Source organism: Novipirellula herctigrandis, from assembly GCA_007859835.1.
GTDB classification, from domain to species: Bacteria; Planctomycetota; Planctomycetia; order Pirellulales; family Pirellulaceae; genus Novipirellula_A; species Novipirellula_A herctigrandis.
Map to the genome: position 1 here is coordinate 3027291 of SJPJ01000001.1, position 12348 is coordinate 3039638.

Below are 12348 nucleotides of genomic sequence, written 5' to 3' on the forward strand. Positions count from 1 at the left end.
CCGTCTATGTCCGAAAACTACCGTCCCGCTACTCTCGCCCTTCACGCTGGACAAGTGCCCGATCCGACCACCAACAGCCGGGCGGTACCGATCTATGCGACCACTAGCTACACGTTTAACGACACCGACCACGCGGCAGCTCTTTTCGGTTTGACCGAGTTTGGCAATATCTATAGCCGACTGATGAATCCAACCGTCGACGTTCTTGAAAAACGACTCGCGGCGCTCGACGGAGGCGTGACCGGCTTGTGTTTTGCCTCGGGGCAAGCTGCGATTACGGCATCCATTTTGACGATCGCTCATAGTGGCCAAAACATTATCAGCAGCACGTCGCTGTACGGCGGCACGTGGACCCTGTTCACGCAAACCTTTAAAAACCTTGGCATCGAAGTCCGTTTCTTCGACGCCGATCATCCCGAACAAATCCACGATCTGGTCGACGAGAACACGCGTCTGGTTTACATGGAAAGTATCGGGAACCCCAAGAACGACGTCCCCGATTTCAAAGCGATTACCGACGCGGCTCATTCGGCACCCTGCGGTGCAATCCCAGTCCTTTGTGACAACACCGTCATGACACCGATGCTGTTGCAACCGATCAAGCATGGCGTCGATATCGTGGTCTACAGCACAACTAAATTTATCGGCGGCCATGGAACCCACATCGGCGGTGCGATCGTCGATAGCGGCAACTTCAAATGGGCCGATCAACCTGAGAAGTGGCCCGAGTTCTGCGGTCCCTCGCCATCGTATCACGGCGCTGTCTTCGAAGAGCATCTTCGACCGATGGGCAACATCGCTTACAACCTACACATCCGCACGCATTGGCTTCGTGATACCGGCGCGGCAATGAGCCCCTTTGCGGCATTCCTGTTCTTGCAAGGAATCGAAACGCTGCACCTGCGCATGCCGCGTCATTGTGAAAACGCGTTGGCGGTTGCCAAGTTCCTTGAAGCTCACGACAAAGTCGAATGGGTGAACTATCCTGGACTCAAGTCGCACAAACACCACGACGCAGCGATGAAGTACTTGCCCAACGGACAAGGTGCAATCCTTGGATTCGGAATCAAAGGCGGCGTGGAAGCAGGCAAGCGATTCATCAATGCGTGCGAGTTGTGTTCGCATTTGGCGAACATTGGCGATGCAAAGACGTTGGTGATTCATCCCGCCAGCACGACGCATCAACAATTGTCCCCCGAAGAGCAACAGAAGACTGGCGTTCAACCGGAATACGTTCGTGTTTCGGTTGGCATAGAGGATATCGATGATATTCTTGACGACTTGAAGCAAGCGTTGGCTCAGGCGTAAAGCAACGAATGCCTGATCCATTTGCTAGTACCGACGACACTCGCACTGCCTCGCCACTTCCACATGCCAAGGCAGCTGTGTTCGATGGCCCGATCCGTTTGGAACTTGGCGGTGAACTGCCGATGGTCCGCTGCGCCTATGAAACGTGGGGCACGCTTAACGAAGACGCGTCCAACGCCGTTTTGGTTTGCCATGCGATCTCGGGCGATTCCCATGTCGCTCGACATGCCCCCGACGACGCACCGGGATGGTGGGACCGCTTGATCGGCCCAGGAAAATTCGTCGACACCGATCGCTTCTTTGTCGTTTGCCCCAACGTGCTGGGCGGCTGCCGAGGCACAACCGGACCGAGCGACATTGCCCCCAACCGCGAACCGGATGCACATCCCTACGGAGCCGAGTTTCCACGCATCACGATCGGCGACATGGTCAGCATCCAACGGTTGCTGGCGAAAGAACTGGGGATTGAAAAGTGGCGTGCCATCGTGGGCGGATCTCTTGGTGGCCATCAAGCACTAACGTGGGTTTCCCGGTATCCCGAATCGGTTGAGTGCTGTGTGGCGATCGCGACTTCACCCCGTTTGACGGCACAGGCGCTCGCATTCGATGTGATCGGCCGCAACGCCATTCAAACGGACCCCGCCTTTGCGGACGGCCAATACTACGACAAGCCAAACCGCCCCGATACAGGCTTGGCAATCGCTCGAATGCTTGGTCATGTAACTTATTTGTCCAGCGAAGCGATGGAGCAAAAGTTTGACCCGGATCGGCACGATCCTCGCGAAATCGTGTCAAGTTTTGAACAGCGGTTTAGCGTTGGTTCCTATTTGGCACATCAAGGCGAAAAATTTACGACGCGGTTTGACGCGAATAGCTACGTCACCTTATCGATGGCGATGGACCTGTTTGACCTCGGGGCAAATCGGCTTGCATTGATGGAGACCTTTGACGAGTCAGTGTGCGATTTTCTTATCGTCAGTTTTAGTAGCGATTGGTTATTCACGCCCGGCCAATCGCGTGACATTGTCGATGCGTTAACGGCACTCGACAAACGAGTCACCTACGCTGAAATCACTTCCAATGCTGGCCACGATTCGTTTTTGATGGATCAATGCATCGACCAGTATGGGCCGTTGGTCCAAGCGAAGCTAGGACGAATCGATGCCGAAGAACCGAAAATCAACACGGCGGAAGAACTGATTTTGGAATTAATTCCCGATTCCGCATCGGTGCTCGACTTAGGCTGTGGCAGTGGGCGGCTGTTGTCGGCATTAAAACGCCATGGCAAGGACCGCGTCGTGGGTGTCGAGGTGGCTCAAGAGAAAATCCTCGCGGCCGCCGCTCGCGGGCTTGACGTGATCGACTACGACTTGAACCATGGTTTGTCTGCGTTCATTGACAAGCAATTCGATGTCGTTGTCCTTAGCGCGACGCTACAGGCGGTTGCAAATGTCGAAGCCTTGTTCGACGAAATGCTACGCGTCGGCAAACGCGTTATCGTTAGCTTTGCGAATTTTGCCTACCGTGAATTACGAGAGGATTATGTCGAACGAGGTCGCTCACCGCGAGCGCCGGGTGTTTTTGACTATGATTGGTACAACACTCCGAACCGACGTTTCCCAAGCATCGCCGATGTCGAGGATTTGTGCCGTGTCAAGAAGGTAACGATTCACCATTCGGTCTTCATCGAAACAGACACGCGAAAGCTGATCGATCCAAACAACGATCCCAATTTGAACGCCGATACGGCGATCTTAGTTCTCAGCCGCGACTAGTAGGGGGAAATCAAATTGGGGAATCAGCTCAGTGACTGAACTCCACCATTATCAAAACGCTGTTCCTGGACGACGCCAAGGCAAAGCATCGCTAGACGGTACACCGCCCAATTGGCCGACTGGTTCGGTCGATGGCATAGGAGCCACGTAAGGCTGAGGACTTCCAGTGCCGACGGGCACACCGCTCGTCACGATTGGAGTGGTCATTGGACTGCCCCGTAGATCAACCGTTGGCGGGTAATAGCCTTGGCTTAGTGAAGATCCGTTCGGCGCCGAAGCGACCGCGGGAGCCACTGCAGGAGCATTATAGATGTATGGCTGTGAGGAAGCGCCGGTTAGGTCGTTGACTTGCATTCCATTGAACCGCAACTGCGGTCTGGTCGGCCCAGCAGCTGGTTGTGGATGGGCGACCGACGAACTTGGCAAATCGGTCGTCGTTTCGGCCCATCCAACGGTCGCAACGCCCGATCCGATCGGTTGCGTACCAATATCCCGCAAATCGCTCGACGGTTGTGCATAAGTCGAAGGACTATTGGCAAAGCTATCGGCGCGGGCGTTCGTTGGAGCCCCGCTTGAGAACGTTTGCCCATAGGGCACAAAGCCCCCCGCCTGTGTGTTGGTGGAATTTGCTGGTGGCGGCGGAACGCGCGTTGGAGCACTGAACGCCCCCATTGCCGAGGAGGCACTTGCCGAAGGGGTTCCGATCGGGGCCAACCCCACCGGTGCGAGTGGACCGATAGGCGTGAGCGGGCTGCCCGAAGTCGTACCAATGGGTTGGCGGCATCCCGTAAGGGTCAAAACAATCGCAAGCGTGCAAGCTCCGAGGCAGAATCGTCGCATGTCGAATACCGAGGAAATCGAAGGAAATGGAGTCGATCACCGAGCTTTAACAAAAATCGGAAAAATTCGGAAAGAGCATTGCCGCTGAATTCTTTGAATCGATCCTAGGAAATTCGCGAATTCCTAGTCCCTCCCCATTCTGGATTCGCCGGAAAATACGGTTTTGCCGCAAAAACCGGCTTTCTAGACTCTCCCGAAAGCCGATCGTTCGACCGAACCACAAAATACTCATTGAGCCATATTGCAAACCACTTAAAATAGGGCGAGTGGCTTTTTGAGCATTGCAATGGCGCGTATTGATGGGGCGAAGCACAGGAACAAAGTGCTGGGGCATTTCGTCCCGGACTACACCATCTTGCCCCCTCTGGCTTACAATTCTCTCTCGGCTCTCCCTTTTCCTTCCGTCGTTCCTGAAAACTCACGCATATGTCTCACAAGAAAGCCTCCTCGCCCATCCCACCGTCCGCACAAGCCGCTGCGGATAACTCACGCGAAGTGACGATGGCGCGACTCAAAGCGAGTCTTTTGCATGAACGGAAAGAACTCGAAGTTGACAAGATTTTCCGCGCTCTGGTCAAATTGGAGGGTTCCGACCTTCACCTCAAAGTTGGCCAGCCTCCGATGGTCCGCGTCGGTGGCGAACTCAAAGCACTCAATCGCCCCGCGATCGATAATGAGGAAATGGTCAACCTGCTGATCCCGATGATGGATGACCGCAACCTGCGGATCTTCGAAGAGGAAGGGGGTGCTGACTTTTCACACATGTGCGACGTTGATGGCACGCGTTGGCGATTCCGGGTCAATACGCTCAAATCGCTCGGCAACATCGGATTGGTCGCTCGCCGGATTAGCAATTGGATCCCTGACTTTCGTGGACTCTTTCTTCCCGAATCGATCGAAACACTTTGCCATTTCGATCAAGGGATGGTGCTGCTAGCAGGTGTAACGGGATCGGGTAAAAGTACAACGATTGGCTCGATGCTCAATTACATCAATAGCATCTATCGAAAACACATCTTAACTCTCGAAGATCCGATTGAATTTATCTTTACCGAAGACAAGAGTCTGATTAACCAACGTGAAGTCGGCCAAGACGTCAAGGACTTTTCGATCGGGATGAAGCACGCGGTTCGCGAAGACCCCGATATTATTCTGGTGGGCGAACTTCGTGACGAAGAAACTTTTATGACGGCGATCCATGCTGCTGAAACCGGTCACTTGGTGTTTGGGACGATTCACGCGGCCAGTGCATCGACCACGATCGGTCGTATTCTCGACTTGTTTCCCGAAGAAATGCACAACGCCATTCGCTCAGCGATCGCGTTCAACATGAAAGGCATCGTCGCGCAAAAACTGCTTCGCAGTATCAAGCCGGGTGTCTCGCGAGTACCGACATGCGAAGTGATGACGTTTACTCCGATGATTCGAAAATTGGTTCTCGAAGGCCAAGACAACAAACTCCCCGACGCGATCCGCATCGGTGCCGAAGAAGGAATGCAAGACTTCACGATGAGTTTAAAGCAATTGATCGATGACGAATTGATCGATCGTCCGACTGCGTTCGCTGTCGCCCCAAACAAAGACGCGTTGAAAATGGCACTGAAGGGAATCGATGTGAAATCGCCCGGTATCATTTAGTAACCTTGCATCCTGACCAACCACAAATCCTATCTGAAAATCGAAGCCACAATGGCACAAGAAACTGAAATCCAACTCTGGCAAACTGTCGTTCCCGTTGAATTCGTTCCCCACGTGAAGGACCGAACCGAGTCCCAAGCCCTTTTGATCTCCACACGGCAAGGCGCAGGCTACCAAATCATCGGTGGGCAACTTGCCCACGCGATCGGCTCGCGAGCCACTCACTTGCTGATGGACTTCTCTCAGAACGCCTGTGCCATCCGCTACCAAATCGACGGCAATTGGGAACAGCTTCCGCCTTTAGATCGTGAAACCGGTGATGCGATGCTGTATGCCCTAAAGCAGCTTTGCCTCATGAATCCGGCCGACCGACGAAGTGCCCAAACGGGTAAGCTTGGCCTAAAGATGGGCAAGAGCAAATTCCAACTGAACGTTCAATCCCAAGGTGTCCCGACCGGCGAACGCGTCCTTGCAAAAGTGGAGCCCGAAAAACTGCCGTTTGAAAAACTAGCGGACCTCGGCATGCGAGACAAAATGATCGAAGCCGTGAAGGGCCAACTGAACGCTCATGCAAACATTGTCGTGGTCACAGCCCCCAAGGGTGAAGGCTTGACATCGACATGGAATATCGCGGTCGACGCAGCGGATAAATTCGTTCGAGACTTTCAATCGTTCGAGGAACAATCCAAACCGGAACCCGAAATTATCAACATCAGCTCCAACTACTATGGTGGCGACACCGACATGACTCAGCTTGACATGCTCAAGCGAATGATCCTGAAAGAACCGGATGTGTTGGTATTTCCTGAACTGCCCGAAGACGAATCGTTGAAGCTCTCGCTAGCGCAAGCGAGCAAGCTGGAAAAGAGCATTTACACGCGGATGAATGCGCCCAGTGCGATGGAAGCTTTTTCGTTATTGGTCAGCAAATACAAAGACTCATCCACCGAAATCGCCAAATTCATGGGCGGTATTCTCAGCCAACGACTCGTTCGCCGATTATGCGACAATTGCAAACTTGGTTTTGAACCACCTCCGCAATTGTTGCAACAACTTGGTATCCCCGCGGGCCGCGTTGCGATGCTTTACCAACCCTTTATCCCACCACCAATCGAGCAGCAGGTGGACGAAAACGGTCGCCCCGCGCCAATTACGCCGTGCCACGTTTGTGAAGGCCGCGGGTACTTGGGAAGGATCGCAATTTTTGAATTCTTGGTCCCCGGGCCGCTATTGCGGGATGCGATCTTAAAAACCCAAGACATCGCGCAGCTGCACCGTGTCGCCAAATCCGAAGGGCACCGAGGCATCCAAGCCGAAGCAGTCCTAACGGTGGCACGTGGACTAACCAGCCTCGACGAGCTCAAGCGGGTCTTTTCAAAGAAATAGAATCGATCCAATTCCTTGACTCACCTGCTTGTTGGCGACGAATAGAACGCGAATTCATATTCATTGACGCCGCCAACATCTACAACACTTGCTAGGAAATCACCGGCAACGAGATACCCTATGGTTTGAAGAACGGGTCGTCCTTTGGTAAATTTGCCTAAACGACAGTTCAACACGACAAAGGGTATCGATGGCGAAACAACAAAGCGGCAAACAAACCAGTAAGACAGACGGGCAAACCAGTAAGACAGACGGGCAAACCAGTAAGACAGACGGGCAAACCAGTAAGACAGACGGGCAAACCGACGCTGCCAAACTGGAAACGTCTGCCAAAGTGCAAGAAAAAGTAGAGCCCACGGAGCCCACGGAGCCCACCGAAAAGAAGCGTCAAGTGGCAAGCAAAAATCCAAAGAGCCCGGCCCCGGCAACCCGCCCTAAGAAACCGAAGGCAACGGCTGCAAAACAAGGCTCGATCATGCCGAGTGAATACAAGCTCGAACATCTAACCGCTGCCGTCGCCGCGGCGGGCAGCGCCGACAACTTGTTGGTGATTATTCATCACGTCGAAGAGGCTGGTGGGCAAGCCGACGTGATCGAGAGCATCGAGACCTACCGCGCCCTGAAAACAGCAGTCGAACAATGACTCTAGTGGTGGATCGGACACTTCCGGATAACGGATCCCCATCATCGGGATTGAGCAGACGAGGACAGCAATGAAGCGATGCTTCGATTATGTGGACTCAGCTTGCTGCTGAATGGGTCGCCCTGTAATGGCCCCTGAAAGCAGCGATGCGGATTCGGCAAACCTTTGCGATGGAGTGACTCGCAAACTTCTTTCGGGCCAATAACAAACATGAAACGACTCTTGGCAATTGGCGACATTCACGGATGCTATGACGCACTCGTGACGCTGACGGATTTCGTTTCACTCTGCGACGACGATACGTTTGTTACTCTTGGTGATTATGTCGATCGCGGTCCGCAAAGTCGGCAGGTTCTTGATTGGTTAATTCGTCTCGATCAGACGCATCACTTGTTTCCACTGCGAGGCAATCACGAAGTGATGATGGCTGCGGCTCGCAACAAGCAAGCCGATTTCGATCGTTGGATCGCTATCGGCGGCTACTCAACCTTATGTTCGTACGAGGACCATGGCGAGGCGGATGATGAAACTTGGCGACAGATCCCCGAAAGCCATTGGAAATTCATAACCGACCGCTTGTTGCCCTACTACGAGACCGAACACTTCATCTTCGTTCACGCCAGCTATTACGCGGACATGGCAATGGACGATCAACCCGACTATGTCCTCTACTGGGAAAAATTCGCCTATCCATCTCGACATCAATCGGGGAAAGTGGTGATTTGCGGGCACACCTCGCAAGCCTCCGGCTATCCTCGCCGCAATGAAAACTCCATCTGTATTGATACCCGAGTCTACGGCGACGGTAAGTCCGGTGACGGTTGGCTGAGCTGCCTCGACGTCGATCAACGAATCGTTTGGCAGGCCAACCAAAAAGGCAAGACTCGCAAATTTTTCTTAGAGGATGTTTGTTGACTTCGGAGCCTCCTCACTCGATTCGCGCCAGCCACTGGTCGGTGGAAATCACTTCGCTAATAAACATTTGTTGGGCCACCAAGGTCGAGTTTTGTAGCTCTGCGCCGGTTGCCGATCCCGCCTCATTATCGACGTCCAAGGTTCCGGTGGCATCGCTGAGAAACTCGACTTTGTAACCACGATGAAACGCTTGCCGCGCGGTCGTGTCACAACACATGTGAGTCATATAACCGACGATCGATACGGTGTCGGCACCAAGGGACCTAAGCCAACGATCCAGTTCCGTCCCTGTGAAAGTTCCCGGCAACTGTTTATCAATCAGTAAGTCACGGGGGCGATCTTCGACTTCCGCGTGCAACTGCCACATGTCTGAATTCAATCGAAAGATCGGTGATTCGGGATCGGCTTGATGGTGTCGCACCACCGCAACTGGAATTTTTCCGGAAGCCTTGTTTGCCTGGTCCATCACCCGAAGGATCTTATCCAAGTGCCCACTGGGATACGATACCGGCAACGCGCCGTCAAAGTACTCACGCTGCACATCGATCACAATCAAAGCTCGGCTCATCACCATCTCGCATTTCAGAGAGCAAAAAAAGAAACCACCAGCAGAACGCCACAAATGCTCGCCTGCTATGGTTTAGTGTAGCGAATTGTCTATCCGTATCGGTCAAAACATTTTTTCGGGGAATAGAAATCGGTTTGATTCGTAATACTAGATAACGACGGTTACTTGCCGGGAAATCACGAACATGGCTGACAACTTGACCGGAAGCAATGACATTCTGAATGACGACGACCTTAAAGCTCTCGGTAACCAGGGGTTTACGTTAGCGCTACGGATGCTTTGCGACCGCGAAGATGCTGCCGATGCCGTCCAGGATGCCTTGCTGAAATGGTTAGGAAATCCAGTACGATTCGACCCAAATCGTGGGACACTTCGGTCATGGTTCCTAAAAACAGTTCGAAACCGCTGCATTGATATGCAACGAAAATCTCGTCCTGTGTCGGCAAGCGAAGCGTTCGACCCAATCGACCCGTCAATGACGTTGCCCGAGGAACAATCGGCTAATAGTGAACTTCACAATTTGGTTCGCCAGTCGTTGGACAAACTACCAGAAGATGCCAAAGAAATCATTTTGTTACGAGATTTTCATGCTTTGAGCTATTCGGAAATATCAAACGTACTCGGAATTTCATCTGGAACAGTCATGTCTCGACTTCACCGTTCTAGAAAACGCCTTCGCGATTTGGTGATGTCTACCACAGGAGCGAAAGAACGATGATTCAATGCCAACAAATAAATGAATTGATTTCAGGGTTTATCGATCATGAATTGACCCAACAAGATGAACAGCGTGTCCGCGTGCACCTGAGGTCATGCGAACAATGTCAGAAGACAGCAACCGAAATGAGAGAACTTCAACTGGCCGTTTCCAGTGCCTGTGTGGTATCTAAACTTGAAGAAGAAAGATGGGAGAAAATCATGAACAATCGACCCGCCAAGGCAAGTCGCGGAATTGGATGGACCTTACTAATCGCAGGGTTCGCTTGGATAGTAAGCGTCGCAATTTGGGAATTCGCAATCGATGATAATGTTCCTCTGATTGTAAAATTGCCCATTGGGGCTGTTTGGTTCGGCATGTTGTTCCTTTTTCTCTCTGTCGCCTGGCAGCGAGTGGTTTCCTACAAAACAGACAGATATAACAAGGTGAAGATCTAATGATTGTTGTTACAACAGAACAAGTCGCTGGGCAGCCAATCACTGAGTCCCTTGGTTTGGTACGCGGAAATACGATCCGCGCCAGGCATATCGGCAACGACATCCTCGCTGGACTACGTGGTATTGTCGGTGGTGAGATTCACGAATACGCAAAACTATTAGGCGAAGCTCGCGAACAAGCTCTCGACCGAATGACCAAGGAAGCGCAACAACTTGGTGCAGACGCTGTCGTCGGAGTTCGATTTTCGACGTCAGTGATCATGGGCGGTGCAGCGGAGATGTTGGCGTTTGGAACGGCTGTGAAGTTGGCCGACGCAGCCACGATTGATCCTGTGGATTTGCCAAACACAAACATCTAACCACGCCCCCTGCGAGCGCAGCAAGTTTCAAGCATTCTGCTGACAGCCAACTCGTTGCTATGAACCAAACCAAGTAGGATCCAAATGCCACTGGCCGCTCCTGTCAACGATTCTCGTCGCCATGACCTGGATGCATTGCGTGCCGTCGCGATGCTGCTCGGTATTGTTCTGCATGCAACGCTTTCCTTTATACCTGGCCCCAACGTGTGGGTTGTCAGAGACACGCAATCGAGCGAAGTCTTCGGATTGTTCCTGGGAGCCATTCATGGCTTCCGGATGCCGCTTTTCTTTTTGCTCAGCGGTTTTTTCACCATGATGCTATTTCGCAAGCGTGGGATAAAGTCGCTGCTAGTGCATCGATTCAAGCGAATTTTCTTGCCAATGATGATTGGGCTTTTCACGATCATTCCGGCGACATGGATCGTCTCGGCTTATGTGAACTCGAAGGTAAACTCATCCGAGTCAACGTCATCCAAGATCGAGAACGCGGATGTCTTAATGGCGACGGCGATGGGTAACTCTCGGCGGATTGAGCAGTTGCTTGACGAAGGCGTCGACGTTGACACGACCGACGACAAGGGAACAACACCGTTGATGTTGGCTGCGTTGTTTGGACGATCCGAAGCCGCGGAACTACTGATCGACCGAGGAGCAAATGTCTCTGCGAAAACAAAGAAGGGAGAGACGGTCGAAATGATGCTTCACGTCAACTACGAATTGACGGAGTGGATCGGCAGCCTGTTGGATATTGACCTGGCCCGAGAGGCGGTTGAACAAGGTCGCATTGAAATCGCTTTGATGTTGCCGCCTGGCGAACTCACTGGCGTCGATTTAAAATCAGAAGCAATCGAGACCGATCCGCTTGAAGCGGGGATGACCGGATTGCTTGCTGCGTTGTATTACATTCCGGTGTTTGGGCACCTCTGGTTTCTGTGGTTTCTATGTTGGTTCGTGATCGGTTTTTCCGTTCTCGTCCCGATCGGTAAATTGATCTCGTGGCCCCAACTATCACGTGGCTATTCGGCGCTGATAGCGAAATCACGGTCATGGGTGAGTTGCCTATGGCTAATTCCGATTACAATGATTCCACAATCATTCATGGGCGATCAGGGATTGGGGTTTGGTCCTGACACTTCCATCGGCTTGTTGCCGATACCGGCGGTGTTTGCGTACTACGCAATCTTCTTTGCTTTCGGAGCAATCTACTATGACGCAGCCGATGATCAGGGACAAATGGGCCGTCATTGGGCGGTGACAATTCCGTTTTGCCTGTTGGTTCTGTTTCCGATCGGACTCTCAACAGCCCAACATCTTGAAGGCATCGGCCGAGTGACAAACGTCTTTGTTCAAGTGGCATATGCATGGCTTCTTTCGTTCGGCCTAATGGGCGTGTTCGGCCGCTACTTTCCGACAAAAAGCAATACAATGCGTTATCTGTCGGACTCATCCTATTGGCTTTACCTGGCTCATATCCCACTGATCATTCTCGTCCAATACTGGGTACGCGAATACGAAATTTCATCCTTCGTCAAATTTCCGCTCGTCTGTCTTATCACCACGGGGATTTTGCTAGTCAGTTATCATTGGCTCGTGCGTTATACACCGATCGGTACTTTGCTGAACGGGAAACGAACTCGCATCAGCAAGAGCGAACCGGTGATCGAAGCGAGCCTAATGGAATCAGCTCAAACTCCGGCGCAAGAACTCGCCGGTAGCCAACCAAGGCAATAGTGGAAACATAGACTGTATCACCAACGACTG

At 52.4% G+C, this 12348-nt stretch carries 12 protein-coding genes; 10 read left to right on the forward strand and 2 right to left on the reverse strand.

Annotated features, from left to right (window positions below; all coding sequences use genetic code 11):
* Positions 1-6 precede the first annotated feature (6 nt).
* Positions 7-1308, forward strand: coding sequence for an O-acetylhomoserine aminocarboxypropyltransferase/cysteine synthase family protein (locus CA13_RS11215; RefSeq protein ID WP_146396456.1), 1302 nt, complete (start codon positions 7-9; stop codon positions 1306-1308).
* 8 nt (positions 1309-1316) lie between these two features.
* Complete coding sequence (gene metX, locus CA13_RS11220) at positions 1317-3083, forward strand: homoserine O-acetyltransferase MetX (RefSeq protein WP_146396458.1); 1767 nt, start codon at positions 1317-1319, stop codon at positions 3081-3083.
* A gap of 51 nt (positions 3084-3134) precedes the next feature.
* Here metX and CA13_RS11225 read toward each other — a convergent pair whose 3' ends face one another.
* A complete protein-coding gene (locus CA13_RS11225) occupies positions 3135-3923 on the reverse strand; it encodes a hypothetical protein (RefSeq protein WP_146396462.1) in 789 nt (262 codons plus the stop codon).
* Between the two features lie 426 nt (positions 3924-4349).
* Between CA13_RS11225 and CA13_RS11230 the strand changes: the two genes are divergently transcribed.
* The 4 genes from CA13_RS11230 to CA13_RS11245 all read left to right on the forward strand — a co-directional run bounded on the left by CA13_RS11230 (position 4350) and on the right by CA13_RS11245 (position 8505).
* The gene (locus tag CA13_RS11230; protein WP_419194195.1) at positions 4350-5561 is read left to right on the forward strand and encodes a type IV pilus twitching motility protein PilT; all 1212 of its coding nucleotides are present in this window, start codon (positions 4350-4352) and stop codon (positions 5559-5561) included.
* Between the two features lie 51 nt (positions 5562-5612).
* Entirely contained in the window at positions 5613-6947 is a 1335-nt protein-coding gene (locus tag CA13_RS11235) for an ATPase, T2SS/T4P/T4SS family (protein WP_146396475.1), read from the forward strand.
* A 190-nt stretch (positions 6948-7137) separates the two neighbouring features.
* Complete coding sequence (locus CA13_RS11240; RefSeq protein ID WP_146396478.1) at positions 7138-7590, forward strand: hypothetical protein; 453 nt, start codon at positions 7138-7140, stop codon at positions 7588-7590.
* Positions 7591-7800: 210 nt separating this feature from the next.
* The gene (locus CA13_RS11245; RefSeq protein WP_146396481.1) at positions 7801-8505 is read left to right on the forward strand and encodes a metallophosphoesterase family protein; all 705 of its coding nucleotides are present in this window, start codon (positions 7801-7803) and stop codon (positions 8503-8505) included.
* Between the two features lie 13 nt (positions 8506-8518).
* Here CA13_RS11245 and CA13_RS11250 read toward each other — a convergent pair whose 3' ends face one another.
* Complete coding sequence (locus tag CA13_RS11250) at positions 8519-9073, reverse strand: cysteine hydrolase family protein (protein ID WP_146396484.1); 555 nt, start codon at positions 9071-9073, stop codon at positions 8519-8521.
* Positions 9074-9257: 184 nt separating this feature from the next.
* On the opposite strand from CA13_RS11250, the gene CA13_RS11255 reads away from it, so the two are divergent.
* The 4 genes from CA13_RS11255 to CA13_RS11270 all read left to right on the forward strand — a co-directional run bounded on the left by CA13_RS11255 (position 9258) and on the right by CA13_RS11270 (position 12318).
* Complete coding sequence (locus tag CA13_RS11255) at positions 9258-9791, forward strand: RNA polymerase sigma factor (protein WP_146396485.1); 534 nt, start codon at positions 9258-9260, stop codon at positions 9789-9791.
* Positions 9788-10228, forward strand: a complete 441-nt coding sequence (locus CA13_RS11260) for an anti-sigma factor family protein (protein ID WP_146396488.1) — start codon at positions 9788-9790, stop codon at positions 10226-10228. The genes CA13_RS11255 and CA13_RS11260 overlap by 4 nt, the downstream gene beginning before the upstream one ends.
* Positions 10228-10587 carry a YbjQ family protein gene (locus CA13_RS11265; protein ID WP_146396491.1) on the forward strand — a complete coding sequence of 120 codons (360 nt, stop codon included), beginning with the start codon at positions 10228-10230 and terminating at the stop codon, positions 10585-10587. The genes CA13_RS11260 and CA13_RS11265 overlap by 1 nt, the downstream gene beginning before the upstream one ends.
* Positions 10588-10671: 84 nt before the next feature.
* Positions 10672-12318, forward strand: coding sequence for an acyltransferase family protein (locus tag CA13_RS11270; protein ID WP_146396494.1), 1647 nt, complete (start codon positions 10672-10674; stop codon positions 12316-12318).
* The last annotated feature ends 30 nt before the right edge of the window (positions 12319-12348 follow it).

What these genes read in the sequence shown, in the direction of transcription:
- CA13_RS11215 (WP_146396456.1), top strand. Translation starts at nt 7, where the DNA reads ATGTCCGAAAACTACCGTCCCGCTACTCTCGCCCTTCACGCTGGACAA.
- metX (WP_146396458.1), top strand. Translation starts at nt 1,317, where the DNA reads ATGCCTGATCCATTTGCTAGTACCGACGACACTCGCACTGCCTCGCCA.
- CA13_RS11225 (WP_146396462.1), bottom strand. Translation starts at nt 3,923, where the DNA reads ATGCGACGATTCTGCCTCGGAGCTTGCACGCTTGCGATTGTTTTGACC.
- CA13_RS11230 (WP_419194195.1), top strand. Translation starts at nt 4,350, where the DNA reads ATGTCTCACAAGAAAGCCTCCTCGCCCATCCCACCGTCCGCACAAGCC.
- CA13_RS11235 (WP_146396475.1), top strand. Translation starts at nt 5,613, where the DNA reads ATGGCACAAGAAACTGAAATCCAACTCTGGCAAACTGTCGTTCCCGTT.
- CA13_RS11240 (WP_146396478.1), top strand. Translation starts at nt 7,138, where the DNA reads ATGGCGAAACAACAAAGCGGCAAACAAACCAGTAAGACAGACGGGCAA.
- CA13_RS11245 (WP_146396481.1), top strand. Translation starts at nt 7,801, where the DNA reads ATGAAACGACTCTTGGCAATTGGCGACATTCACGGATGCTATGACGCA.
- CA13_RS11250 (WP_146396484.1), bottom strand. Translation starts at nt 9,073, where the DNA reads ATGAGCCGAGCTTTGATTGTGATCGATGTGCAGCGTGAGTACTTTGAC.
- CA13_RS11255 (WP_146396485.1), top strand. Translation starts at nt 9,258, where the DNA reads ATGGCTGACAACTTGACCGGAAGCAATGACATTCTGAATGACGACGAC.
- CA13_RS11260 (WP_146396488.1), top strand. Translation starts at nt 9,788, where the DNA reads ATGATTCAATGCCAACAAATAAATGAATTGATTTCAGGGTTTATCGAT.
- CA13_RS11265 (WP_146396491.1), top strand. Translation starts at nt 10,228, where the DNA reads ATGATTGTTGTTACAACAGAACAAGTCGCTGGGCAGCCAATCACTGAG.
- CA13_RS11270 (WP_146396494.1), top strand. Translation starts at nt 10,672, where the DNA reads ATGCCACTGGCCGCTCCTGTCAACGATTCTCGTCGCCATGACCTGGAT.